Raw genomic sequence first — 23,732 nt, forward strand, 5'->3', positions numbered from 1 at the left:
TCAGGGACCCGCGAGCAGTTCGACCTCCGCCAGCGTCGCCTCACCGGTCAGGACCAGGCGGTACTTCTCGTACGCGCCGGGGTGGCCCACCGTGAACGCCCGGGTCTGCCGGTCCCAGGTGAAGGATTCACCGGAGCGTTCGTCGAGGGTCTGCCAGGTGGTGCCGTCGGCGGAGCCCTCCAGGCGCCAGCCGGACGGTGCCTTCGTGTGGTCCTTCGGCGAGGTCAGGGTGTACTGGACGGCCTCGGTGCGGCCGGTGACCGGCAGGTCGGCCGTCGTCACCGCGGCCTCGGTCGCCGAGGTGTCGTCGAACAGGGCGCCGTCGCCCTTCAGCACGTCCGCGCGCGGGGTGGGTGCCTTGTCGTCGGTCGTGATCGAAGCGGGCGCCGCGTTCTCGCCGGTGCCCCACGCCGACGGGCGCGGGCCCATGTCGAACTCCAGCACTCCGCCGCGGGCCAGTAGGGAGTGGGGGAGCGCGGTGGACGTCCAGGTGCGGCCGTTCACCTTCAGGCCCTGCACATAGATGTTGCGGGCGCTGTTCTCCGGCGCCTTCACCACCAGGTCACGGCCGTTCTCCAGGTGCACGGTCGCCTTCGTGAACAGCGGGGAGCCGACGGCGTACTCGCCGCTGCCCATGACCAGCGGGTAGAACCCGAGCGCGGAGAACAGGTACCAGGCCGACTGCTCGCCGTTGTCCTCGTCGCCGTGGTAGCCCTGCCCGATCTCGCTGCCGACGTACAGCCGGGACAGCACCTCGCGGACCTTCTCCTGCGCCTTCCACGGCTGCCCGGCCGCGTCGTACATGTAGATCACGTGGTGGGCGACCTGGTTGGAGTGCCCGTACATGCCCATGCGGACGTCCCGGGCCTCCGTCATCTCGTGGATGACACCGCCGTAGGAACCGACGACCTCGGGCGAGGCGGTCTCCGGGGTGGCGAAGTACTGGTCGAGCTTGTCGCCGAGTCCCGCGCGGCCGCCGTAGAGGTTGGCCAGGCCCCGGCTGTCCTGCGGGGCGGTGAAGGCGTAGCCCCAGCCGTTGGTCTCGGTGTAGTCGTAGCCCCATACGCGTGGGTCGTACTTCTCCGACGCCACCCGCCAGTTGCCCTTCGTGTCCCGGCCCTGGAAGAAGCCGGCCTTGGGATCGAAGAGGTCGACGTAGTCGCGGGCGCGGTTGAGGAAGTACTCCGACTCCTCCTGGTAGCGCTTCTCACCGGTCTGCGCGTACAGCTTCTGGCCCATCTTCGCGATGCCGTAGTCGTTGAGGTAGCCCTCCAGCGCCCAGGACAGGCCCTCGTGCGTGTCGGTGCTCGTGTAGCCGAGGAACGGCGAGGTCGCCATGCCCTTGCGGCCCACGCCCGAGACGGGCGGGACGACCGTGGCGTTCTTCACGGCCGCGTCGTACGCCGCCTTCGCGTCGAAGCGGACGCCCTTGACGTAGGCGTCGGCGAACGCCACGTCCGAGGAGGTGCCGGTCATCAGGTCGGCGTAGCCGGGGGAGGACCAGCGCGAGGTCCAGCCGCCGTCCTTGTACTGCTGCACGAACCCGTCGACCAGTTCGCCGGCCTGCGTGGGCGTCAGGAACGAGTACGCCGGCCAGGTGGTGCGGTAGGTGTCCCAGAAGCCGTTGTTGACGTACACCGTGCCGTCGACGATCTTCGCGCCGGTGTGCGTCGGGGTGTCCTGGGCCGGCATGGGGGAGAAGGGCGAGGCGTACCGGTCCTTGCCGCCGACCTTCTCGAAGCCGGAGTTCGGGTACAGGTACAGCCGGTAGAGGCTGGAGTACAGGGTGGTCAGCTGGTCCGGGGTCGCGCCCTCCACCTCGACGCGGCCGAGGAGACCGTCCCAGGCCTTGCGGGCGCGGTTCTTCACCCCGTCGAAGGACATGCCATCGGGGATCTCCTGGCGGAGGTTGTCCTTGGCCTGGTCGACACTGATGAGGGAGGTCGCCAGGCGCAGGGTGACCGTGCGGTCCTCCCCGGCGTCGAAGCGCAGCCAGCCCTGCACGCCGCTCGACGAACCGGCCGTCACCGGCCGGTCGAAGACGCCGTACACGAACAGCCGGGTCGCGCCGGTGGACAGCCCGGACTTCACGTCCGAGAAGCCGGTGACGGTCCCGTGCTCCTTGTCGAGGGTCAGGCCCGCCTGCTCGGTGACGTTGTCGAACAGCACGCTCGCGTCGTCACCGGGGAAGGTGAAGCGCAGTGCGGCCGCGTGGTCCGTGGGCGCCATCTCGGCCTTCAGGCCGTTCTCGAACCGCACCCCGTAGTAGTACGGCCGCGCGGTCTCGTTCTCGTGCCGGAAGGGCAGGGCCCGCCCGGCACGCGAGGTGTCCGGGGTGCCGGGCGTGAGCGACGGCATCACCTGGAAGGTCTGCCGGTCGCCCATCCACGGGCTCGGCTCATGGCTCGCGCTGAACGCCTGGACGGTGGGCAGGTTGTCGGCGTTGTTCATCCGGGCGTAGTCGTACAGCCAGCTCAGCGAGCCCGCGTTGGTGACCGGCGTCCAGAAGTTGAAGCCGTGCGGCATCGCGGTCGCCGGGAAGTCGTTGCCGCGGGAGAAGCCGCCGCTGGAGTGGGTGCCGCGGGTGGTCAGCGCGTAGTCCGACAGGTGCGCCTTGGGGCGCTCGGGCGCCACGGGCTTGAGGGCGATGTCGTCCAGCCAGCCGCGGAAGCGGGCCGGGCCCTTCGGGGAGTCGTACGCCACCAGGATCCGGTCGACGGTCCTGCCGGCCGCGACCGAGCCGATCGCCGCGACCACGTTGTTCCACTGGTTGACGTAGAGCACCTTCGCCGCGCCCTGGCCCTGCGGGGTGAGGGCGAACCCGTGCTGGTCGGTGGCGCCCAGGCCGCTCAGATACGTGCCGTCGGTGAAGGCGAGATCCACGGAGACGTTCGTGGCGTCGTAGTCGCGGTCGCCGTCGGCCATCGACGGGAAGATCCGGTAGGACAGCTGCGTGGCCCGGGTGACGCGCACGTTCACGTCGAAGACCTTGTTGACGGAGTAGGCCCGGCCGTCGGCGGTGTGGCGTCCGGCGTAACGCAGGGCGCGCTTTCCGGTGAATCCGGCGCCCGCCTTCGCCGTCGGCGATCCGCTCGGGCCGCGGTCGACGAGCGAGAGCATGTCCCGGGGCACCGGCTCGTCCGCGGCGCCGGTGGAGAACTGCACGTCGGCCATCTGCAGGATGTCCGCACCGTTGTTCCGCGTGATCTCGAGCCGGAAGTGCGCGTACTCGGCGGGCTCGGCCAGGTCGTACGTCTTCGTCCGGAACCGTTCGCCGAAGGATTCTGCGGAGCGGGTGTCGAGCGTCTTCCAGTCCTTGCCGTCGGTCGAGCCCTTCAGGGTCCAGTCCCTGGGGTCGCGTTCGGCGGCGTCATTGGCCGAGGTGAGCGCGTACGTGGTGATTTTCTGCGGTTTGTCCAGGTCGAACTCGACCCAGCCCGTCGGCTCGAAGGTGAGCCACTTGGTGCTCGGTTCGCCGTCGACGAGGTTCTCCTTCACCTCGCCCGCGCCCGTGTTCTCCCCGCTCGCGCGCACGTCCGTGACATGGTCGGTGACGTTGCCAGGTATGCCGCTCGCGTAGCCGCCGTCCACGCCGGACGCACGCTTGCCGCCGTCGGGCGCGGTGTCCACGGTGTTGAGCCAGTCGGGCGCCGGATCGCCCGCCTCGAAGGACGAGGCGAAGGACTTCTCGGTGGCCGGGGCCTGCCGGGGGAGCGCCACCGCCGCCCCCTGGGCGCCTGCCGTCATGACGAAGGCGGCCGTGAGAACGACCGCCGGACCGTATCTGTGCCGAGTTCTGCGCTGCATCGACGACACACCCTCCCTGCGCAGTGGACAACGTTGTCAGGTTCATCGCGCAGGAACCAGTAGGGGGTGAAGTGGCCAGGGGTGTCAAGGGTGTTGAGTGCGCCGTTCGGGGGCTATGTCGGTACTTTTTCCGGCACGGGATCCACAGGCGGTTCATATTTCCGCGAGGTCTCAACTCGGAAAAGACCCATGGCCAACCTTGCATTCGATCTTGCTCCGGCGGCCGGAAGTGGACTATACCTGTCGGCGATTCACACGATCTGCACGACCTCGCAGCACACCCGCTTACGACCTTTCGCGCGACCTCCTGCTGTACCCCCGCTCCACCCTGTTCCACTGCTGTTCCACCTGCTTCACCCTGCTTGACCCGACCGCGGTGCCGGGGAGGATCCGGTTCACCGCCTGAGTCCTGTGAGAAGGCGAGGACTTGAGCATGGGATCCACTTCCGCAGCAAACAACGGCACCGGCGGTGTCGGCCGACGCGCTCTGATCAAGCGGTCAGCCGCGCTGGGCCTGGTGTCCGTGCCCGCGATGGGCTTCTTGTCCGCGTGTGCCAGCGGCGGCGGCAGCGACAACAACGAGAAGGCGAAGGCGGGCAAGAAGACGGCCCAGAATCCGCTGGGCGTCAATGACACCGCCCAGATGGAGTTCGTCCTCTTCGACGGCGGTTTCGGCAAGGAGTACGCCGAGGACGCGACGAAGATCTACGCCAAGAACTTCCCCAAGGCGCACGTCAAGTTCTCCGCCACCCAGAGGATCCAGTCCACCCTGCAGCCCCGCTTCAACCAGGGCAACCCGCCGGACCTCATCGACAACTCCGGCGCCGAGCAGATGGACATGGGCGTCCTGGTCGGCAAGAGCCAGCTCGCCGACCTCACCCCGCTGCTGGACGCCCCGTCCTTCGACGACCCGAAGAAGAAGGTCCGCGACACCCTGCGCCCGGGCATCGTGGAGATGGGCCAGTTCGACGGCCAGCAGGTCTGGATCCTGTACTACGCCTACACCGTCTACGGCGTCTGGTACTCGCAGAAGGCGCTGGACTCGCTCGACGAGAAGTACCCCGAGACCTGGGACCAGATGCTCGCGGTGTGCGAGAAGGCCAAGAAGAAGGGCATGGCCGGCTGGACGTATGCCGGCAAGTACCCCTACTACCTGCCCTTCTCCCTGTACCCGATGATCGGCAAGGTCGGCGGCCGCGAGGTCCTCGACGCCATCGACAACCTCGAGCCGAACGCCTGGAAGCACCCGGCCGTCAAGGCCTGCTTCGAGGCGTACTACGAGCTGTACAAGAAGGGCTACGTCCTCCAGGGCACCCCGGGCCTGGACCACATCCAGTCGCAGACCGCGTGGGCCAAGGGCAAGGCGCTGTTCATCCCGAACGGCTCCTGGGTGGAGAACGAGTCGGCCAACGTCATCCCGGCCGACTTCAACCTCGCCGTGTCCGCGCCGACCGGCCTGGACGCCTCCGACAAGATGCCCTTCGGCACCATCTGGGCCTCCGGCGGCGAGCCGTTCATCGTGCCGGCCAAGGCCAAGAACGGCACCGGCGGCATGGAGCAGCTGCGCATCATGCTCAGCGAGGCCTCCTCGAAGAACTTCACCGCCAAGGTGAAGTCGCTGACCGCGTACAACGGCGGCACCGACGGCATCACCCTCACGCCCGGTCTGAAGTCGGGCGTGGCGGCGCTGGACAAGGCCGGACAGAACGTGGTGAACCCGCGCCTGCAGGACTGGTACGTGCAGCTGCAGAAGGAGAAGATCGGCGTGGCCGGTCTCGGCGAGATGATGGCCGGCCGCCTCACCCCGGCCGAGGCCATCAAGAAGATCCAGGGCTTCGCCGACGAGGCCGCCAAGGACAGCTCGATCAAGCACTACAAGCACCAGTGACGAACCGTCACCAGATTCCGCCCGGCGCCCTGACCAGCCCGGGCGGTTCTGGCGGCAGTGCCCGCCCAGAGATCGGGGTCGGTAGTAATGCAGCACGGTAAATACCGGTTCATCGTGGGGTTCCTGGCGGTTCCCCTGGGGCTGTACGCCCTGTTCGTGGTGTGGCCCTTCATCCAGTCCATCTACTACTCGTTCACGGACTGGACGGGCCTGAGCCCCGAATTCAAGATGGTCGGCTTCGACAACTACAAGAGGATGCTCGACGACGAGATCTTCTGGAAGTCGTTGCAGCACAGCCTGTTGTTCGCCCTGGTGCTGCCGCTGGTGACACTCGGTCTGGCGCTGTTCTTCGCCTTCATGATCAATGTGGGCGGCCGGCGGAGAAAGGGCGGGCCGGTCATCACCGGCGTCCGGGGGTCGTCGTTCTACAAAATCGTGTACTTCTTCCCGCAGGTGCTCTCCATCGCGATCGTCGCCCTGCTCTTCGCCTTCGCGTACAACCCGGAGAGCGGCGCCATCAACTCGATCCTGCGGGGCATCGGGCTGGACAGCGTGCAGCCGCTGTGGCTGGGCGATCCGGACCTGGCCCTGTGGTGCGTGATGGCCGTTCTGGTCTGGTCGACGGTCGGCTTCTTCGTGGTGCTGTTCTCCGCGGGCATGGCGTCGATCCCGGCGGACCTGTACGAGGCGGCGCTGCTGGACGGGGCGAACCGCTTCACCACGTTCTTCCAAATCACGCTGCCCCTGTTGTGGGACACCGTGCAGTCGGGCTGGGTGTACATGGGCATCCTGGCGCTCGGCGCCGAGTCGTTCGCGGTCGTGCAGATCATGACGACCGGACCGGGCGGCCCCGACTACTCGACCACCGTCATGGTCCTGTACGTGTACCAGAAGGCGTTCCGTGACGGGCAGGCCGCCTACGCCACCACGATCGGCGTCGCCCTGCTCGTCGTCACGCTGGCCTTCGCGGCCGTCGTGATGCGGCTGGGCCGGCGCGAGCGGCTGGAGTTCTGATGAAGACGACCGAGTCCCCCGCCCCGATCCCGGCCGAGTCGGGCCTGCCGCTCACCAAGGTGGACGTACCGGCGAACAAGCCGCGCGCGGCGAAGAAGGAGGGCGGCGCCCTCAACGTCTTCTCGCACGGCATCCTGGTCATCTGGGCGATCATGGTGGTCATGCCGCTGCTGTGGGCGGTGATGACGTCCTTCAAGGACGACAGCTCCATCTTCGGCTCGCCCTGGTCGCTGCCGGACAAGCTGCACTTCGACAACTGGGCGCGGGCCTGGACCGACGCCCATATGAGCGACTACTTCCTGAACACCGTCCTGGTGGTCGGGGGCTCGCTCATCGGCACGCTGGTGCTGGGCTCGATGGCGGCGTACGTGCTGGCCCGGTTCGACTTCCCCGGCAACCGCTTCATCTACTACCTGTTCGTCGGCGGCATGAGCTTCCCGATCATGCTGGCGCTGGTCCCGCTGTTCTACGTCGTGAACAACATGGGGCTGCTGAACACCATCCACGGCCTGATCCTCGTGTACATCGCGTACTCGCTGCCGTTCACGGTGTTCTTCCTGACCGCGTTCTTCCGCACGCTGCCGTCGTCGGTGGCGGAGGCGGCGTTCGTGGACGGCGCCTCGCACAGCCGGACGTTCTTCCAGATCATGCTCCCGATGGCCAAGCCGGGCCTGATCAGCGTGGGCATCTTCAACTTCCTGGGCCAGTGGAACCAGTACATGCTCCCGACGGTCCTGAACACCGACCCCGACAAGCGGGTCCTCACCCAGGGCCTGGTCCAGCTGGCCGTGAGCCAGGGCTACAAGGGCGACTGGTCGGGTCTCTTCGCGGGCCTGGTGATGGCGATGCTGCCGGTCCTGGCGGCGTACATCGTCTTCCAGCGCCAGGTGGTCCAGGGGCTGACCGCGGGGGCGCTGAAGTAGCCCCGGCGGCCGGCGGGCCGCACCGGACGACGTACGCCGCTCCTCAGGGGGCGGCGTACGCGTGCGAGGGGTGCTCCGGGGCGTTTCGGGGTACTCCGGTGCCGAAATCACCGGCCCGGACGGCGCCCCCGCCCCCACGCTCTCCGTAGCCCTGTGCGACCGTGTGGACGCGTGCCGTTCCGCCGTCGGAGACTCCCCGTGAGGGGTTGTGCACGGAGGTGGAAAGTGTTCAACCTCTTGACGGGAGTCACCCCGAACAGCTCAGCTTAGAGTTCACTAGTTGGACATAGAGCGGGGCCTCATCGAAGCGGTCCCGTGCGCAGGAGGTCGTCGTGGAGACTCCGGGGTCGCAGTCGTCGCTGCACCGAGCCAACCTGGAGCGGGTCGTACGCGCCGTTCGGCTGGCGGGATCGCTCACCCAGGCGGAGATCGCGAGGACCACGGGCCTGTCCGCGGCAACGGTCTCCAACATCGTCCGGGAACTCAAGGACGGCGGAACGGTCGAGGTCACGCCCACCTCGGCGGGCGGGCGCAGGGCCCGCAGCGTCAGCCTCAGCGGCGACGCGGGCATCGTCGTCGGCGTCGACTTCGGGCACACCCACCTGCGGGTCGCCGTGGGCAACCTCGCCCACCAGGTGCTCGCCGAGGAGTCCGAGCCGCTGGACGTCGACGCCTCCTCCGCGCAGGGCCTGGACCGGGCCGAGGAGCTGGTGAATCGCCTGATCGCAGCAACGGGGGTCGACCGGTCCAAAGTCGCCGGCGTGGGCCTCGGCGTACCGGGGCCGATCGACGTCGAGTCCGGCACCCTGGGGTCCACCGCGATCCTGCCCGGCTGGACCGGCACCAAGCCCGCCGAGGAGCTCAAGGGCCGCCTGGGCGTGCCCGTGTACGTGGACAACGACGCCAACCTCGGTGCCCTCGGCGAGCTGGTCTGGGGCAGTGGCAGGGGCGTGCGCGACCTCGCGTACATCAAGGTCGCCAGCGGCGTGGGCGCCGGTCTGGTGATCGACGGCAAGATCTACCGCGGCCCGGGTGGCACTGCGGGAGAAATCGGACATATTACTCTTGATGAATCCGGACCGGTCTGCCGCTGCGGGAACCGCGGCTGCCTGGAGACCTTCGCGGCCGCGCGCTATGTGCTGCCGCTGCTCCAGTCCAGCCACGGCACCGACCTCACCATGGAGGGCGTCGTACGGCTGGCCAGGGACGGGGACCCGGGCTGCCGTCGGGTGATCGCCGACGTCGGCCGCCACATCGGCAGTGGAGTGGCCAATCTCTGCAACTTGCTGAACCCGAGCCGGGTGGTCCTGGGCGGTGATCTCGCCGAGGCCGGTGAGCTTGTGCTCGGGCCGATCAGGGAGTCCGTCGGCCGCTACGCGATCCCCAGCGCGGCGCGCCAACTGTCCGTTCTCCCGGGGGCACTTGGGGGCCGTGCGGAGGTGCTCGGAGCGCTCGCGCTCGCACTCAGCGAGATGGGCGATTCGACACTTTTGGACGGCACGCCGACTGCGGCAGTGCCTGCCTTCACTTAGAGAACGGATGGCACCGTTGCCATCTCGTTAAGGATTTACTTCTTGACGTCGTACGTGTGGCCGAGTTGACTTCCAGCCACCTCGGCCGCAACGACGCGGCCTCGTCAGGGAGGTTTTTGAAGTGAACACGCGTATGCGTCGTGCCGCCGTGGCCGTGGCCGCTGGTGCAATGGCTGTTTCGCTCGCCGCCTGTGGCAGCGCCAAGGAGTCCGGCGGCAGCAAGACCGAGTCGTCCGGCTCCGCCGCCGCCAAGGGCGGCAACATCAAGGTCGGTCTGCTCCTGCCGGAGAACAAGACCGCCCGCTACGAGAAGTTCGACCGGCCCCTGATCGAGAAGAAGATCAAGGAGCTGACCGGCGGCAAGGCGACCATCCAGTACAACAACGCCCGCCAGGACGCCAACCTCCAGGCGCAGCAGGTCGACACCATGATCACCAACAAGGTGGACGTGCTGATCCTGGACGCGGTCGACGCCAAGGCCATCCAGAACTCCGTCAAGAAGGCCGTCGACGCCGGCATCAAGGTCGTCGCCTACGACCGCCTCGCCGAGGGCCCGATCAGCGGCTACACCTCGTTCGACAACGTCGAGGTCGGCAAGACCCAGGGCAACGCCCTGCTGAAGGCCCTGGGCAACAAGGCCACCAAGGCCTCCAAGATCGTCATGATCAACGGCTCGGTCACCGACCCGAACGCGGCCCAGTTCAAGCAGGGCGCCCACTCGGTCCTCGACCCCAAGGTCACCATCGCCAAGGAGTACGACACCAAGGAGTGGTCGCCGGACAACGCCAACTCCGAGATGGAGGCCGCGATCTCCGCGGTCGGCAAGAACAACATCGCGGGCGTCTACTCCGCCAACGACGGCATGGCCGGCGGTATCATCACCGCCCTCAAGGCCGCCGGTCTCCAGGTCCCGGTCACCGGTCAGGACGCCGAGCTCGCGGGCGTGCAGCGCATCGTCGCCGGCGACCAGTACATGAGCGTCTACAAGCCGTACGCGCCGGAGGCCGACGCCGCCGCCGAGATGGCCGTCGCGCTCGCCCAGGGCAAGTCGCTCGACTCCATCGCCAAGGACAAGGTCAACAGCGCCAGCGCCAAGGACGTCCCGTCCGTCCTGGTCCCGGTCACCTCGCTGACCCAGGCCAACATCAAGGACACCGTCGTCAAGGACGGCATCTACACCGTCGACGAGATCTGCACCGCCAAGTACAAGGCGGCCTGCGACAAGATCGGTCTGAAGTAAGCCGCGGCCGTCCGCGCCCGCCGAGCCGCCCCGAGCAGCCCGGCGCACGCGGACCGGCCCCCCACAAGCAGCACACGCTGCTTCCCCGCTCCTCCGGCGCCCCGCGCATCGGACAGCCCCGCAAGCTCAGTGGCGGGGCGCCGGACGGAACACCCCCCATAACTCTTCTGCACAACCCTTCCGCCGGGTCAGGCGGCGAAGGAGATGGTTCACGTGTCCGCTACGCCCGTGCTGGCGTTGCGCGGGGTCTCCAAGCGGTTCGGTGCCGTTCAGGCGCTCACCGACGTAGAGCTTGAGGTCCACGCCGGTGAAGTGGTCGCCCTGGTGGGCGACAACGGCGCCGGAAAGTCCACGCTGGTCAAGACGATCGCCGGCGTGCACCCCATCGATGAGGGCGCCATCGAATGGGAGGGCAAGAAGGTCTCGATCGGCAGGCCGCACGACGCCCAGGCCCTGGGCATCGCGACGGTCTACCAGGACCTCGCGCTCTGCGACAACATCGATGTCGTCGGCAACCTCTTCCTCGGCCGTGAGCTGAGGAAGTGGGGCGTCCTCGACGAGGTCGAGATGGAGCGGCGCTCGCAGGAACTGCTGCGCACCCTCTCGATCCGCATACCCAGCGTCCGGATCCCGATCGCCTCGCTCTCCGGCGGTCAGCGCCAGACCGTGGCCATCGCGCGTTCCATGCTCGGCGAGCCCAAGCTGGTCATCCTCGACGAGCCCACCGCCGCCCTCGGCGTCGAGCAGACCGCACAGGTGCTCGACCTGGTGGAGCGGCTGCGCGAGCGCGGGCACGCCGTCATCCTCATCAGCCACAACATGGCCGACGTCAAGGCCGTCGCCGACAAGGTCGCGGTGCTGCGTCTCGGCCGTAACAACGGTGTCTTCGAGGTCAAGACGACCTCGCAGGAAGAGATCATCTCCGCCATCACCGGCGCCACCGACAACGCAGTGACCCGCCGTGCGGCCCGCACGACCAGCGCGACCGGGGAGGTTTCCAAGTGAGTATCGACAAGACCTCCGCGACCACGCAGGACGAGCAGGTCGTGAACCCCGAGGCGGCCGCCGGCGCCGACGTCGCCGTCGACCCCCGCCTCCTCGTCCGTGAGCAGGGTCTCGCGGGCTACCTGGGTGAGTTCAAGCGCAAGCTGAAGGCGGGCGAGCTGGGCTCCATGCCCGTCATCCTCGGCCTGATCATCATCTGTGTCGTCTTCCAGAGCCTGAACTCCGAGTTCCTGTCCTCGCAGAACATCAGCGACATCACCGTCACGATGGTCGGCACGGGCATGATCTCCGTCGGCATCGTGTTCGTGCTGCTGCTCGGCGAGATCGACCTGGCGGTCGGCTCGGTCAGCGGCGCGGCCAGTGCCATCGCCGCGGTCCTCGCCGTCAACCAGGGCTGGCCCGAATGGGCGGCCGTGGTCCTCGCCGTCGTCGCCGGCTGCGCCATCGGCGCCGCACACGGCTTCTTCTTCGCCGTCCTCGGCGCCCCGGCCTTCGCCGTCACCCTGGCCGGTCTGCTGTTCTGGCTCGGCTTCATGCTGAAGATCCTCGGCGAGAACGGCACGATCAACCTCGACAGCGAGGGCTTCATCGGCAAGCTGACCACGTACTTCTTCACGGACGTGGCCGCCGCCTACGGGCTGGCCGCGGTGATCGTGGTCGTGTTCTTCCTCTCCTCCTTCCTCGGCAACCGGCGCCGCGAGGCCGCGGGCATCCCGTCCCGGCCGCTGAGCGACACCGTGCTGCGGACGGTGCTGCTCGGGGTGATCTCCTTCGCCGCGGCGTACATGTACAACCAGTACAAGGGCCTGCCGCTGGCCACGGTTATCTTCCTCGTGTTCCTGATCGCCACGGACTTTTTGCTGCGCCGTACCACCTACGGCCGCAAGGTGTTCGCGCTCGGCGGCAGCGTCGAGGCCTCCCGGCGTGCGGGTATCAACGTCACCGCCGTGCGGATCTCCGTGTTCGCGATCTCCGGTGGGTTCGCGGCGATCGGCGGCCTGTTCCTGGCCTCGAAGATCGCCTCCGCCAACCAGAGCGCCGGCACCGGTGACCTGCTGATGAACGCGATCGCCGCGGCCGTCATCGGCGGTACATCGCTGTTCGGCGGCCGTGGGCGGACGTGGAACGCGCTGCTCGGTGTGCTGGTGATCGTGTCCATCCAGTACGGGCTGCAGCTGGAGTCCATCGCGGAGCCGGTGAAGTACATGATCACGGCGGCTGTGCTGCTGACCACGGTGGTCATCGACTCCATCACCCGTAAGACGCAGAAGACCGCGGGTCGCGCATAGCGTTCCCCGGGGAGCCGTAGGGGTGCGGAGGTACGCCGGGTGCGGGTAGTCCGTGGCTGGTCGCGCAGTTCCCCGCGCCCCTGAGAGGGTCAAGTCGCCCGGTGCCTGTCAGGCACCGGGCGACTGCCGTGTCATGGGGGCGGACATCGTTTCCGCGGGCGGAACATTAGACTCGACAAGCCCGGCAATTGCTCGATCAGCTCTACTGCAAGGAGGCACGGGTGCCGCTGCTGACCCGCATCACGGGACCGCGCGATCTGGACCGGCTCAGCCTGGAGGAGCTGGACCAGCTGGCCGGGGAGATCCGGACCTTCCTCGTCGAGGCGGTCTCCAAGACCGGCGGCCACCTCGGTCCGAACCTCGGCGTGGTGGAGCTGACCATCGCCCTGCACCGCGTCTTCGAGTCGCCCAAGGACAAGGTGCTGTGGGACACCGGCCACCAGTCCTACGTGCACAAGCTGCTCACCGGCCGGCAGGACTTCTCGAAGCTGAAGATGAAGGGCGGCCTGTCCGGCTACCCCTCGCAGGCGGAGTCCGAGCACGACGTCATCGAGAACAGCCACGCCTCCACGGTGCTCGGCTGGGCCGACGGCATCGCCAAGGCCAACCAGCTGCTCAAGCGGGACGCCCACGTCGCCGCCGTCATCGGTGACGGCGCGCTGACCGGCGGTATGGCCTGGGAGGCGCTGAACAACATCGCCGACGCCAAGGACCGCCCGCTCGTCATCGTCGTCAACGACAACGAGCGCTCCTACGCGCCGACCATCGGCGGCCTCGCGAACCACCTGGCGACCCTGCGCACCACCGACGGCTACGAGCGCTTCCTGGCCCGCACCAAGGACCTCCTCGAGCGCACCCCGGTCGTCGGCCGCCCCCTCTACGACACGCTGCACGGCGCGAAGAAGGGGCTGAAGGACTTCATCACCCCGCAGGGCATGTTCGAGGACCTCGGCCTGAAGTACGTCGGCCCGATCGACGGCCACGACATCGAGGCCCTGGAGTCCGCGCTGGCCCGCGCCAAGCGCTTCGGCGGCCCGGTGATCGTGCACTGCCTCACCGAGAAGGGCCGCGGCTACCAGCCCGCCCTGCAGGACGAGGCCGACCGCTTCCACGCCGTCGGCAAGATCCACCCCGACACGGGCCTGCCGATCGCCACCTCCGGCGCCGACTGGACGAGCGTCTTCGGCGACGAGATGGTCAAGCTCGGCAAGGAGCGCAAGGACATCGTCGCCATCACGGCCGCGATGCTCCAGCCCGTCGGCCTGGACCGGTTCGCCAAGGCGTTCCCGGAGCGGGTCTACGACGTCGGCATCGCCGAGCAGCACGGCGCCGTCTCCGCGGCCGGCCTCGCCCACGGCGGGCTGCACCCCGTCTTCGCGGTGTACGCCACCTTCCTCAACCGCGCCTTCGACCAGGTCCTCATGGACGTGGCCCTGCACAAGTGCGGGGTGACGTTCGTGCTGGACCGGGCCGGCGTCACCGGAACCGACGGCGCCTCGCACAACGGCATGTGGGACATGTCGATCCTCCAGGTCGTGCCCGGCCTGCGGCTCGCCGCGCCGCGCGACGCCGACCAGGTCCGCGCCCAGCTGCGGGAGGCCGTCGAGGTCAAGGACGCGCCGACCGTCGTGCGCTTCTCCAAGGGCGCCGTCGGCCCCGCCGTACCGGCCGTGGGCCGGGTCGGCGGCATGGACGTGCTGCGCGAGCCGGGCACGGACCGGCCCGACGTGCTGCTGGTCTCGGTCGGCGCCCTCGCCCCGATGTGCCTGGAGATCGCCGCCCTGCTGGACAAGCAGGGCATCTCCACCACCGTCGTCGACCCGCGCTGGGTCAAGCCCGTGGACGAGGCGATGGCCCCCCTCGCCGAGCGCCACCGGGTCGTCGTCACCGTCGAGGACAACAGCCGCGTCGGCGGCGTCGGCTCCGCGATCGCGCAGGCCCTGCGCGACGCCGGGGTGGACGTGCCGCTGCGCGACTTCGGCATCCCGCCGCGCTTCCTCGACCACGCCTCCCGCGCCGAGGTGCTGGCCGAGATCGGGCTGACCGCGCCGGACATCGCACGCCAGGTCACGGGCCTCGTGGCCAAGCTCGACGGCCGGTTCGAACGGGCCGCCGCCGAGGTGGAGCCGGTCCGCGACTGACCGCCGACGTGCCGGAATGGGCCGGTTGCGCCACTGTGAAGAGTGGTGCGACCGGCCCGTTTGCGTGATGAGGCCCACGGTGGGGCATACGCACCACACCCCCTCTCGACCCTGTCGAGGACGACACAGCGTGGGAGGTCACCGTGAGCAGCACCCTCTTCCGGACGAAAAGGGTCGAACAGTCGATCGCCGACACCGAGGAACCCGAGCATGCGCTCAAGAAGTCCCTGTCGGCGCTGGACCTGACCGTCTTCGGCGTCGGTGTGATCATCGGCACCGGCATCTTCGTGCTCACCGGTACGGTCGCCAAGAACAACGCGGGTCCGGCGACGGCGCTCGCCTTCGTCGTGGCGGGCGTGGTCTGCGCCCTGGCCGCGCTGTGCTACGCCGAGTTCGCCTCCACCGTCCCGGTCGCCGGGTCCGCGTACACCTTCTCCTACGCCTCCCTGGGCGAGTTCCCCGCCTGGATCATCGGCTGGGACCTCGTGCTGGAGTTCGCGCTCGGCACGGCGGTGGTGGCCGTCGGCTGGTCCGGTTACATTGCCTCGCTGCTGGACAACGCCGGCTGGCACCTGCCCGCGGCGCTGGGCACACGCGACGGCGCCCACGGCTTCGGCTTCGACATCCTCGCGGCCGCGCTCGTCCTCGTCCTCACCGGCATCCTCGTGGTCGGCACCAAGCTCTCCGCGCGGGTGACCTCGGTCGTCGTCGCGATCAAGGTGACGGTCGTCCTGATCGTCATCATCGCGGGTGCCTTCCTGGTCAACGGCAACAACTACCACCCCTTCATCCCGCCGCAGAAGCCGGTGGAGGCGGGCGGCGACCTCAAGGCGCCGCTGATCCAGCTCATCTTCGGCTGGGCGCCGTCCAACTTCGGTGTGATGGGCATCTTCACCGCGGCGTCCGTCGTCTTCTTCGCCTTCATCGGTTTCGACGTCGTCGCCACGGCCGCCGAGGAGACCAGGAACCCGCAGCGCGACATGCCGCGCGGCATCCTCGGCTCGCTGTTCATCTGCACGGCGCTCTACGTCGCCGTGTCGATCGTCGTGACCGGCATGGAGCACTACACCAAGCTGTCCATCACCGCGCCGCTCGCCGACGCCTTCAAGTCCACCGGGCACCCGTGGTTCGCGGGCCTGATCAGCTTCGGCGCCGCGGTCGGCCTGACCACCGTCTGCATGATCCTGCTGCTGGGCCAGACCCGGGTCTTCTTCGCGATGAGCCGCGACGGACTGCTGCCGCGCTTCTTCTCGCACGTCCACCCGCGGTTCAGGACCCCGCACCGGCCGACGATCCTGCTCGGTGTGCTCATCGCGATCCTCGCCGGCTTCACCCCGCTGAGCGAGCTGGCCGAGCTGGTGAACATCGGCACGCTGTTCGCGTTCGTGGTGGTCGCCATCGGTGTGATCATCCTGCGGCGCTCCCGCCCCGAGCTGCCCCGCGCCTTCCGCACCCCGTGGGTGCCCGTGATCCCGATCCTGTCGGTGCTGGCCTCGCTGTGGCTGATGCTCAACCTGCCGGCCGAGACCTGGGTCCGCTTCGGCATCTGGATGGCGATCGGCTTCGTCGTCTACTTCCTGTACGGCCGCAGCCACAGCCGTCTGGCCCGGGGCGAACGGGCCCCTGCGGAGCACGCCCCCGGGGCCGGGCCCGGCAGCCGGACCTGAGCGCGGCTCAGTCGCGTACCGACCGTGGCCCGGTGACCTCCGCGCCCAGTTCCGTGACCCGGCGGCGCAGTTCGCGGTCGGCGGTGACGACCAGACAGCGCCTGCCCGCGGCGCGGGCGACCAGGTCGACCATGTGGTCGTCGCCGCTGCCGGGGGCGTCCTCGACATGGACGCCGGGCACGGAGGCCACACCGCGGGCGGCGCCCTCGACGACGAGGACGATGTCCACGGCGCCGCCGTCACCGCCGTACCCGGGCAGCCCCCGCGCCGCCAGCCGGTCCCGCAGCCGCTCGGCGGCCCCGCGCCGGTCACGCCACCACCCGTCGGGCACCGACCCGACGACGTTGGCACCGTCGACGATCACGAGCAGGGGAGCGCTGTCGTCCATGAGCCCAGCCTCGCACGCGGGGCCGGAGCAGGGGCGGGACGGGCGGGGGGGCGCGGCGCGCGCCCACGTGGCTCTCATGAGCACGGCGGGGCCGCGGGGCCTACGGCCGGCAGCCTTGGGGGAACGTCTGAGCGAACTGCATATGATGTCCCCGTCTCAGGTTCCCCGGTGCCGGATGCGGCGGGATTCAGGAAGGTGCACCAGGCCATGCGGAGAAAGCCGACCGGTCCCACGGGCGCCGCCGGCTCGGTCGAGGAGCGGACGCGCCGTGCGTCCGGCGCGGCCCATGGAAACTGGCTCACCCGGGGCAAGGACGGCCGGCTCACGCTGTACGCCCCCGCGGACGGCGGACTCCTGAGATGGACCGAGACGGCGGTCGGCGGCCCCGACTGGGGCGACCCGCACTTCATCGCCGCGCCGGGGCTCACCGATCTGACCGTGGTGCAGGGTGCGGACACCTATGTCCACCTGCTCGGCCGCAGGGAGCGGGCCGGAGCCGACGGCGCGCGGACCGTGGACCTCGTGCACGCCATCCAGTACCAGACCGGCTTCGCCGTCACCGACTGGCGTTCGCTCGGCAACCCCCACGCGGACCGGGAACAGGGACGTGAGCTGGGCCCACCGGTGGGCGCGGTCGCCGCGGACGGCATCGTGCACGTCTTCGCGCGCGGGGCGTTCGGCGCGCTGATGCTGCGTCGGGAAGCCCCGAACGGCAAGTGGCGGGCCTGGGAGGACCTCGGGGGCAACGGCATCGACGCGCTGCCGGTGCCGATCGCCCTGAGCGGTGGGCGGCTGGAGGTGTGCGCCGCCGCGGAGACAGGGCTTCTGATCTGGCGTCAGGCGACTCCGGGCGGCGACTTCACGGGACCACGCGGCTTCTCGCTGCGCCCGGCGCCGGGCACGGTCACCGCCCTGGAGACCGGACCGGAGCGCGCCACGTTCTTCTGGTCGGACGCCGACAGCGGCGCCGCTGCGGCCTGGCGGATCGGTCAGTGGCCGGCCACGCTCGGCGCGTCCTGGGCCCGGCGCCCCTATGCCGCGCTGCGCACCCCGCTCGATGGTCACGACTGGGTCGTGCTCGCCTATGCGGACCCGGACGGCTCCGCCGTGTTCGGCATGGGTGCCACGGAGAACGAAGCCGGCGGGTTCTGGTGGTACGCGCTGGGAGAGTCGTGCCAGGGCGCGCCCGCCCTGGCACGCGACGGCCGCGGACACGTGGTGATGGCGCTGATCGGCACCGATGGTGTACCGAAGGTGGCCCGCCAGGAGGAGGGCCCGGGGCTCAGTCTCACCCGGTGGTCCCGGCTGTGATGCGCCGGACCGGCAGCGGGGAGCGCTGAGCCCGCGGGGGAGGAGCGGCTCAACCGCCCTTGGCGGGCGACTTCTTCGCGCTCTCGGGAATGTCGTCGTCGGCGCGGACCGCCTTCCACAGCTGCGACGCCTGGGGCTCGGCGGCCACCACCCGGTTCGGGTCGACCTTGTCGTACGCCACCGGCAGCATGATCGTCTCCATGTCGGCCGGGTCGACGCCGTTCATGCTGCGGCCGAACTCCGCCAGCTTGGTGAGCGAGGCCAGGTCGGAGTCGGTGGTGAGCGCCGCGGTGAGCTCGTCCGCGATCTTGTACGTCTTGGTGGGGCTGCCCAGCAGGTCCTGCTTCTTTATCTCGGACAGCAGGGCGAGCATGAACTTCTGCTGGAGACCGATACGTCCCAGGTCGCTGCCGTCGCCGATGCCGTGGCGCGTGCGGACGAACTGCAGCGACTGCGTCCCGTCCAACCGGTGGGTCCCCGCGGTCAGGTTCAGGCCGCTGGAGGAGTCGTGGATGTCCTGGTCGACGGTGACGGTCACGCCGCCGATGGCGTCCACCAGGCCCTTGAAACCGGCGAAGTCGATCTCGACGTAGTGGTCCATGCGGACCCCGGAAACAGCTTCCACCGTCTTGACCACGCAGGCCGGACCCACCTGCGAGTAAATGGAGTTGAACATCACGCGCCTGGCGGAGGCCACCTCGGTGCCGTCCTTCTTCGTGCACGTGGGCCGGGTGACGAGGGTGTCGCGCGGGATGCTCACGGCGACGGCTCGCGTGCGGCCCTGCGGTATGTGCATCACCAGGGCGGTGTCGGAACGGGCCCCGGCCACGTTGCCCGTGCCGAGGGAGGCGTTGGCGCCGGCGCGTGAGTCGGAGCCCAGGATCAGGATGTTCTGACCGGACGTCGGCAGCTTGGCGGGCCGGTCGTCACCGATCGCCCGGTCGATGTCGACGCCCTTGATGTTCCCGTCGAGGTCCCGGTAGAGCCAGTAGCCGGTACCGCCCGCGGCTAGCAGGAGGACGACGAGGGACAGCAGCACGATGCGGCCCCAGCGTCGCTTGCCGCCCTGTTGCCGCCGCCGGCTGCCGTTCGCCGGGGACCGGCGGGCACGCCGGGGCTCGCTGGTGGCGCGTTGCGTCATTGCCTTGCGTTCCTCTCCTCACGGGCTCCGCCTCGGCGGAGGGTTCGGGCCCGGGTGGGGGGAGGCCGGCCCACTGTTCCTGTCAAGCAGTGTCAGAACTATAGGCAACGGGAAGCACCGTCTTGGGGAGCGGGTGACCATACTGCGAGATCGAAATGAACGTCACATTAAGAGTCCTTGACCACTCGTAAGTGTGACATAAGATGTAGCGAAGCTGTGAATCTTGGTAGAGGGGGATTTGCCCAGGTCACGGCGGCGGTACCGCCGATCCGGCCGGGAGGCCGCGAGGGCGGGCCGCCATGCGGGGGCGGGCGTCCGCATGGGTATCGGTTGATGTCCCCGTGGGCGGGATTTGGGCAGGAGTTGAAGTTGGCGGTTCAGCCGCGTCTTAGCGTTGTCGTTCCCTTCCAGAACGTCGAGGCGTATCTCGCCGAGTGCCTGGAATCGGTCGCCCGCCAGTCCTTCGGGGACTTCGAGGTGATCCTGGTCGACGACGGCTCCACCGACGGGTCGATCCGCATCGCGGCCGACTACTGCGCCGCCGACCCCCGCTTCAAGCTCATCCGCCAGCACGCGCACGGTCCCGGCCATGCCCGCAACACCGGTCTGCGCTCGCTGCATCCGAGGGGTGAGTTCCTCGCCTTCGTGGACGGCGACGACGTCATCCCCGAATACGCCTACGAGCTTCTGGTGCGCACCCTGGAGGAGTCCGACGCGGACTTCGTCTCCGGCAACGTGCAGATGATGAACTCCGAGAAGAAGTGGCAGTCACCGCTGCACAAGGGTCCGATGCAGAAGAACCGGCGCGGTACCCACATCACGAAGTTCGACGCGCTGATCTACGACCGCACGGTGTGGAACAAGATGTTCCGGCGGTCCTTCTGGGACCGGAACTTCATCCGGTTCCCCGAGGGAGTCATGTACGAGGACTCCTGGGTCAACATGTACGCGCACCACCGTGCAACCAAGGTCGACGTCATCACCGACGTGATCTATTACTGGCGTCGGCGCGAGGGTGGCGCCGCCCCCTCCATCACCCAGCGCTACACGGAACTGTCCAACCTCCATGACCGCGTCGTCGCCGTACAGACCGTCAGCCGCTTCCTCGCCGAACACCGTTCCCGCCAGTATCAGGACGCCAAGCGCAAGTACGACCTCGCCTGCCTGAAGTCGGACCTGATGCAGCATCTGAAGGTGCTGCCCGACGCCGACGAGGAGTACCAGCGGGCCTTCATGCAGTGGTCCAACCTCTTCCTCGACGAGGCCGACGTCAGCATCATCGACGAACTGCCCGCCGACTCGCGGGTGAAGTGGCTCCTGGTGCGTGAGGGCCGGCTGCCGGAGCTCATCGACGTCATCGAGTTCGAACGGCGTGGCGGCCCCATACCCGTCCAGCGCCGCTTCCGCCGCTACCTCAACTACCCCTACCTCGGCGACCGGGAGGTCGGTCTCGAGAAGAAGGCCTTCCGCCTGGACAAGGAACTCTCCCTGCACGGCTCCCTGACGGGAGCCAGGTGGAACACCGACTCGGACCTGCTGACCCTCACCGGAACCGCCTACGTCCGGTTCATCAACGTGCACAAGCGACACATGTCGGTCAAGGCGATCGCCCTGCGCAACAAGAAGCAGGGCCGCATGGTCGTCGTCCCGGCGAAGACCACCTACGCGCCGCAGGCCACGGAGCACTCGAACCAGAGCCGCTACTGCTACGACTGGGCCGGCTTCGAGGTCCGGATCGACACGACGCGGCTGAAGAAGAAGGGGCAGTGGGCCGAGGGCACCTGGGACGTCGCGGCGGGCGTCCTCAGCCGCGGACTGTTCCGGTACAAGGGCATCGGCCGGGGAGGCGCCGGGAGCGCCGCCAACCCGCCGTACCGGTACGTCGACAAGAACACCCGCATCCTCCCCGTCTTCCTGCAGGGATCCCTCAAGCTGCGCGTGGAGATCGTGCGCTGCCGGATCACCGGCCACCGCCTCGTCGGCGACCACGTGGAGATGCGCGGTGTGTACCTCGGCCCCAAGGTGCCGGAGTGGGGAAAGCTCCGGGTGACCAGCATGGTCGGCGCCGGACGCCACGACGCCCGCGTGCACTTCAAGCCCGGCGGCGAGGGCTGGTGCACCTTCACGGCGAAGGTCCCCGTGCGTGTGCTCGTCCCCAAGTTCCGGGCGGCGGCCAAGGACGGGGTGGAGATACCGCAGTCCTGGAACATGGGCAGCAACGGCTGGAAGACCACCTTCCATGTCGAGGGCCGCAAGGCGGCCATCTATCCGGTCATGGCCGAGGACACCCCGGACGGCTACTACCGGGTGCCCGCGACGCTCCAGACCCGTGACGGCGACCGGGAGGTCGTGGTCCACCGCAACGGCTCCGGCTACCTGGTGCTCTTCGAGCGCGCGACCCTGCCGACCGCCGCACAGGTGAACTGGGGGGAGGACGGCTCCCTGGAGATCCACGGACGGTACCGGGCGGCCGACCGTCTCACTCCCGAGCAGTACCGCGCCGCGCACCTCGTGGTGCGCTCACGTGCCCACGGCGCGGAGCGCAACGTGCCGCTGACCTGGGACGGCAACCAGTTCCACGGCGTCCTGGCCCCCGCGGCCATGCGGACGCTCGCCGGGGACATCCCGCTCGCCGCCGGCCGCTGGGACTTCTTCCTGCGCCGCCAGGACCTCTCGGCGGTCGCACGCGAGGACCGCCTGGACGATCTGATGGTCAAGCTCGACCAGGACCTCATCGGCTCCTTCCCGCAGGAGTACGCGCACGACGAGCGCCGGTACGAACTCCAGGCGGAGGCCTGGGACAGGCTCTCCCTGCTGGTCCACTCGGCCATGCCCGACCACGCCCGTGGCCCCTACCGGCAGAAGCTGCTGCGCACCAAGGCGTACCCCGCGGCCCGCCGCAAGAAGGTGCACCCCGCCGTGCTCTTCGACGCCTTCAAGGGCACCCAGTACTCCGACAGCCCGCGGGCCCTGCACGAGGAACTCGTGCGGCGCGGCGCCGAGCTCGAACACCTGTGGGTCGTGCGTGACGACCAGGTCCAGGTGCCGCCCACGGCCACGCCGGTGCGCATGTGGTCGCCGGAGTGGTACGACGCCCTCGCCACCAGCCGGTATGTCGTCGCCAACAACCACCTGCCCGACTGGTTCCAGAAGCGGGACGGCCAGATCGTCGTGCAGACCTGGCACGGCACCCCGCTGAAGAAGATCGGCCACGACATCGAGGCGATCCACTTCGCCGACCAGCGCTATCTGGAACGGGTCGAGAAGGAGGTGCAGAACTGGGACATGCTGGTCTCGCCCAACAGCTTCTCCACGCCGATCCTGCGACGCGCCTTCGGCTTCCCGGGTGAGATGGTCGAGTCCGGCTACCCCCGCAACGACATCCTGCGCCGGTCCGGCACGGCCGAGCGGGAAGAGGCCGTCCGGCGGCGCATCGGCCTGCCGCAGGGCAAGCGCGTCGTGATGTACGCGCCCACCTGGCGCGACGACCAGTTCTACGCGCCCGGCAAGTACAAGCTGGACTTCCGTATCGACCTCGACGACGCGCGCGCCCGTCTGGGAGCCGACCACGTGCTCCTGGTGCGCCGGCACCCCAATGTGGTCGACCCGGTGCCGGGCGCCGGCGACGGATTCGTCTTCGACGTCTCCGACTACCCGGACATGGCCGACCTGTCCCTGATCACCGACGTGATGATCACGGACTACTCGTCGCTGATGTTCGACTACGTCAACACCGGGCGTCCCATCCTCTTCTTCACCTACGACCTGGACCACTACCGCGACACCCTGCGCGGTTTCTACTTCGACTTCGCGGAGAGCGCCCCCGGCCCCCTGGTGTACACCTCGCAGGAACTGGTGTCCGCCATTCGCGAGGTCGACCGCATCCAGGAGACCTACGCCGAGCGCTACGCCTGGTTCCAGGGCGAGTTCTGCGACCTGGACGACGGCTACGCCTCGGCACGCCTCGCCGACCGGATGCTGGTCGCCGGCGGTGACCTCGCTCCCGAGGCCGCCCGGGCCCCGGCTGTCGGAACCGTCGACACCCGGCACGCCGTCCGCCCGCTGACGCCGCTCGCGCGGGCCCCTCGGCAGTGGTCCTCCCCGCAGCGGTCCACCCTGGACGGCCACGGGGACGGCCGTCACCGGCTGATGGACGCGCTGCCGGGCCAGCCCAGCCGCGGCGAGTCGGCGGCGGTGTTCATCCCCGCACCACCGCAGCAGGCACGTCGGCAGGAGATGCAGGCCGGATACCCGGAGCGCGCCGATCTCGAGCGGCTCGGCGAGCACTACCCCGCGACGCTGCCGTCCGACGGCAGGGCCGTCGAGGGCGTGATCGTGTGAGGCCCACGACCGGTCCCACGGGCTGGCGGCGACCTGTCCGCTCGG

Annotated in this window: 14 protein-coding genes; 11 read left to right on the forward strand and 3 right to left on the reverse strand. The window is 69.0% G+C overall.

Going from position 1 to position 23,732, the window contains the following annotated elements; translation table 11 throughout:
* Positions 1 to 3,807, reverse strand: coding sequence for a GH92 family glycosyl hydrolase (locus ACZ64A_RS00875; protein ID WP_469807312.1), 3,807 nt, complete (start codon positions 3,805 to 3,807; stop codon positions 1 to 3).
* Positions 3,808 to 4,240: 433 nt separating this feature from the next.
* On the opposite strand from ACZ64A_RS00875, the gene ngcE reads away from it, so the two are divergent.
* The 9 genes from ngcE to ACZ64A_RS00920 all read left to right on the forward strand — a co-directional run bounded on the left by ngcE (position 4,241) and on the right by ACZ64A_RS00920 (position 16,506).
* Complete coding sequence (ngcE, locus tag ACZ64A_RS00880; RefSeq protein WP_469807314.1) at positions 4,241 to 5,695, forward strand: N-acetylglucosamine/diacetylchitobiose ABC transporter substrate-binding protein; 1,455 nt, start codon at positions 4,241 to 4,243, stop codon at positions 5,693 to 5,695.
* Between the two features lie 87 nt (positions 5,696 to 5,782).
* A complete protein-coding gene (locus ACZ64A_RS00885; RefSeq protein ID WP_469807316.1) occupies positions 5,783 to 6,709 on the forward strand; it encodes a carbohydrate ABC transporter permease in 927 nt (308 codons plus the stop codon).
* A complete protein-coding gene (locus tag ACZ64A_RS00890; RefSeq protein ID WP_469807318.1) occupies positions 6,709 to 7,632 on the forward strand; it encodes a carbohydrate ABC transporter permease in 924 nt (307 codons plus the stop codon). Before ACZ64A_RS00885 ends, ACZ64A_RS00890 begins: the two co-directional genes overlap by 1 nt.
* 332 nt (positions 7,633 to 7,964) lie before the next feature.
* Positions 7,965 to 9,164, forward strand: a complete 1,200-nt coding sequence (locus ACZ64A_RS00895; RefSeq protein ID WP_469807320.1) for an ROK family transcriptional regulator — start codon at positions 7,965 to 7,967, stop codon at positions 9,162 to 9,164.
* A gap of 133 nt (positions 9,165 to 9,297) precedes the next feature.
* On the forward strand, positions 9,298 to 10,404 hold the full coding sequence (locus ACZ64A_RS00900; RefSeq protein ID WP_469809017.1) for a sugar ABC transporter substrate-binding protein: 1,107 nt from the start codon (positions 9,298 to 9,300) through the stop codon (positions 10,402 to 10,404).
* Between the two features lie 204 nt (positions 10,405 to 10,608).
* Positions 10,609 to 11,409, forward strand: coding sequence for an ATP-binding cassette domain-containing protein (locus ACZ64A_RS00905; protein ID WP_469807322.1), 801 nt, complete (start codon positions 10,609 to 10,611; stop codon positions 11,407 to 11,409).
* Positions 11,406 to 12,698, forward strand: coding sequence for a sugar ABC transporter permease (locus tag ACZ64A_RS00910; RefSeq protein ID WP_469807324.1), 1,293 nt, complete (start codon positions 11,406 to 11,408; stop codon positions 12,696 to 12,698). Before ACZ64A_RS00905 ends, ACZ64A_RS00910 begins: the two co-directional genes overlap by 4 nt.
* Before the next feature lie 221 nt (positions 12,699 to 12,919).
* Entirely contained in the window at positions 12,920 to 14,839 is a 1,920-nt protein-coding gene (dxs, locus tag ACZ64A_RS00915) for a 1-deoxy-D-xylulose-5-phosphate synthase (RefSeq protein WP_469807326.1), read from the forward strand.
* A 143-nt stretch (positions 14,840 to 14,982) separates the two neighbouring features.
* Positions 14,983 to 16,506 carry an amino acid permease gene (locus ACZ64A_RS00920; protein ID WP_469807327.1) on the forward strand — a complete coding sequence of 508 codons (1,524 nt, stop codon included), beginning with the start codon at positions 14,983 to 14,985 and terminating at the stop codon, positions 16,504 to 16,506.
* A gap of 7 nt (positions 16,507 to 16,513) precedes the next feature.
* On the opposite strand, the gene ACZ64A_RS00925 is transcribed toward ACZ64A_RS00920, so the two are convergent.
* Positions 16,514 to 16,894, reverse strand: coding sequence for a PIN domain-containing protein (locus tag ACZ64A_RS00925; RefSeq protein WP_469807329.1), 381 nt, complete (start codon positions 16,892 to 16,894; stop codon positions 16,514 to 16,516).
* A 207-nt stretch (positions 16,895 to 17,101) separates the two neighbouring features.
* On the opposite strand from ACZ64A_RS00925, the gene ACZ64A_RS00930 reads away from it, so the two are divergent.
* A complete protein-coding gene (locus ACZ64A_RS00930) occupies positions 17,102 to 18,205 on the forward strand; it encodes a DUF8189 domain-containing protein (RefSeq protein WP_469807330.1) in 1,104 nt (367 codons plus the stop codon).
* A 49-nt stretch (positions 18,206 to 18,254) separates the two neighbouring features.
* Here the strand turns inward: ACZ64A_RS00930 and ACZ64A_RS00935 are convergent, their stop codons facing one another.
* A complete protein-coding gene (locus ACZ64A_RS00935) occupies positions 18,255 to 19,346 on the reverse strand; it encodes an LCP family protein (protein WP_469807331.1) in 1,092 nt (363 codons plus the stop codon).
* A 369-nt stretch (positions 19,347 to 19,715) separates the two neighbouring features.
* Here ACZ64A_RS00935 and ACZ64A_RS00940 point away from each other — a divergent pair, with 369 nt between their 5' ends.
* Positions 19,716 to 23,687 (forward strand): bifunctional glycosyltransferase/CDP-glycerol:glycerophosphate glycerophosphotransferase, encoded by a 3,972-nt coding sequence (locus tag ACZ64A_RS00940; protein WP_469807333.1) that lies wholly within the window; start codon positions 19,716 to 19,718, stop codon positions 23,685 to 23,687.
* The last annotated feature ends 45 nt before the right edge of the window (positions 23,688 to 23,732 follow it).

It is taken from the genome of Streptomyces sp. NPDC104814 (assembly GCF_055583185.1).